Raw genomic sequence first — 2,846 nt, 5'->3', positions numbered from 1 at the left:
GGTTGAACCGGCGTCGGCGGCCAACGGCGCGACCAATCCGATCGACGCGCTGTTGCGAACCGCCCGCGCACAAGGCTATACAACCGAGTGGGCGTGGTACCAAACGGGCGAACACCTCCATCTCGCGGGTCAGGGCGATCCGGGCCAACATTGGCCGGCGAATATCGACCCGGATGAATTCGGCTCCTTTTGCTCGACGCACAAACTCCATGCCTGGCCGACGGGTACGGGGGAAAGCGTGCTCGGCTGGCTAATCGCGCCGGTCGCCCATGCGAGCGATCCGACACTGACGGCCCTGAGCCGCGAGTTGGGCGAAACACTCCAGACCGAAGCACTCGCCCGGGCCCAGCACACCCAGCGCGTGCTGTACGAAATTGCGTATCTCGCCAGTACGGGGAGCGACTGCGCGACATTCGTAGGCGGCGTGCATCGTCAGCTCGCGACGCTGATCGATGCCGAGAATTTTTATCTCGCGCTCTATGACGAGCCGAATCGCAAGATCACCTACCCTTATTTCGTCGATACGACCGATACGGGCGGGCTTGACGCCACCGCCTTCGATATTCTCGACCCGGACCGCCCGACGGCTACCGGCCACGTGCTGACCACGGGCCAACCTCTTTTAATCGATGCCGCCGGCATTCGCGAGGCCGAAAGGGACGGCTGGCTCTATGGCCTGGGAACCCCGTCGGAATTCTGGATGGGCGCACCGCTCAAGAACGCTACCGACGAAGTATTCGGCATGCTGGCGATGCAGGTCTACGACGTGACACGGGTGTACACCGTCGAGGAACGCGCGCTCTTTCTAGTCGTGGCGCGCCACGTTGCCATGGCGCTCGACCGGATCCTGCATCGAGCCGATCTTGAAGAAACGGTGCTGCGCAGGACGTCCGAGCTGTCCGAACTGAATCAGGCATTGCGCCAGGAAATCGCCGAACGAAAACGCGCGGAACACCTGCAAGGCGCCCTATTTCAAATCGCCGAACTGTCCAGCCGACACGGCGACATGGTCGAGTTTTTCCGCAGTTTGCACAGCATTGTCGGTGAGTTGCTTTACGCACGGAATTTCTACATCGCGCTGTACGAGCACACGACGCAGACGGTGTCGTTCCCGTATTACGTCGACGAAAAGGTGAGTGTCGATCCCGCCCCGCGCGCAGGCCGGCGCGGTCTGACCGAGTACGTGATCCGTCAGCGCCGGCCTTGCCTGATCGATCTCGCCGAAGCCACGCGGCTGGTGAACACGGGCGAAATCGACGTTGCAAGCGAGGACCTGCGTCTGCGCTCGTGGCTAGGCATTCCGCTATTCGATGGCGATGTCGTGCGCGGCGTGCTCGCCGTCCAAAGTTATTCGTCCCGGGTGCGCTACTCGCGGCGCGACCAGGAATTGCTGACGTTCGTGTCGCGTCATATCGATACCGCGCTGTCGCGTCGAAGTGCTGCCGAAGCTTTGCACGCCGCGAATCTCGAGCTGGAGGCGCGTGTGCAAAAGCGCACCCACGAACTCGACAACGCCAATGCCCGCCTCCAGCACGAGAATTCGCACGACGCGCTGACCGGCCTGCCCAACCGCAGTCACCTGCTCAAGCGGCTTCAGGCAGCGTGGCACGACTATCGCGAAACCGGGCAGCAACTCGCGGTCATGTTCATCGACCTGGATCGCTTCAAGGTCGTGAACGACAGCCTCGGCCACCATTTCGGCGACATGCTGCTCGTGCAGGCGGCCGCACGCCTGCGCAGTTGCCTGCGCGAGAGCGACGATCTGCTCGCGCGCCTGGGTGGCGATGAATTTGCGGTCCTCTCGCCGGGCTTGCCGCCCGAGGCCGCCGTGGGGATCGCGGAGAGGATCCTCGCCGCGTTCGACCTGCCGTTTCATATCGACGAACACCGGGTGTTCTCGTCGTGCAGCATTGGCATCGTGAGCGCGGACCAACAGTTTCACAGCGAGCCGGAAGATCTGCTGCGAGACGCCGACACGGCGATGTATCGCGTGAAGAACGGCGGCCGCGACAGCTTCGTCGTCTTCAACCACGAGTTACGGCGCGAAGTATCGGATCAGGTGGAGCGCGAAGGGGCGCTGCGCAATGCGCTGAAACGCGATGACGAACTGGTACCTTACTTTCAACCGATCGTCGACGTGACCAACGGCCAGCTGATTGCGCTCGAAGCGCTGATTCGCTGGCATCAGCCCTATGGCCGAATCATTGCGCCCGGCGAATTCCTGCCCGCCGTAGAGGGCTTGCGCCTGATCGGCCGGCTCGATATCTACATGCTGACGCGCATCGCGATCATTCTTGCCGAGCGCGAGCACGCGGACTGGCCGCCGGTCCATGTGAACTGTTCGAGCTACAGCATGACGCGCCCGGAGTTCGCCGACGATGTCCTTGCCCTCCTCGCCGTCCACGGCGTCGCGCCGTCACGGATTTGCCTCGAATTGACGGAAGGCGCGCTGGTGGCGGAGCCTGATCTCGCGCGCCTGACCATGCAGCGTCTCGCGGACGAGGGCATGTCGGTCGTGCTCGATGATTTCGGCGCGGGTTTTTCGTCGCTGAGTTACGTGCACCAGTATCGGTTCAGCGGCCTGAAAATCGACAAGTCGTTCATCTTCGAACTGACCACGAGCCCGCGCAGCCGGGCGATCGTGCGGGCTATCGTGCGGATGGCCGAGTCGCTGGACCTGACAGTCGTTGCCGAAGGCGTGGAAGATGTCGCGACGCTCGCGGTCCTGCGCGACATGGGCGCCGCGCAAGCGCAAGGCTATTACTTCGCCAAGCCCATGCCGCTCGATGCGCTCATGCTGACCACGCTCGCACCGCGCTTGCAGGTGCTCGCGCAATAAGTCGGCG

Annotated in this window: 1 protein-coding gene; it reads left to right on the top strand. The window is 63.1% G+C overall.

The window, feature by feature from the left end:
* Positions 1-2,839, top strand: a 2,839-nt coding sequence (locus tag WCA53_RS21650) for a bifunctional diguanylate cyclase/phosphodiesterase (protein ID WP_423915464.1), incomplete at its 5' end; no start/stop codon positions are given.
* Positions 2,840-2,846 lie beyond the last annotated feature (7 nt).

The organism is Caballeronia sp. (genome assembly GCF_049581465.1).
In the GTDB taxonomy this organism is placed as follows: Bacteria; Pseudomonadota; Gammaproteobacteria; order Burkholderiales; family Burkholderiaceae; genus Caballeronia.
This window is presented reverse-complemented; position numbering and strand designations above follow the sequence as displayed.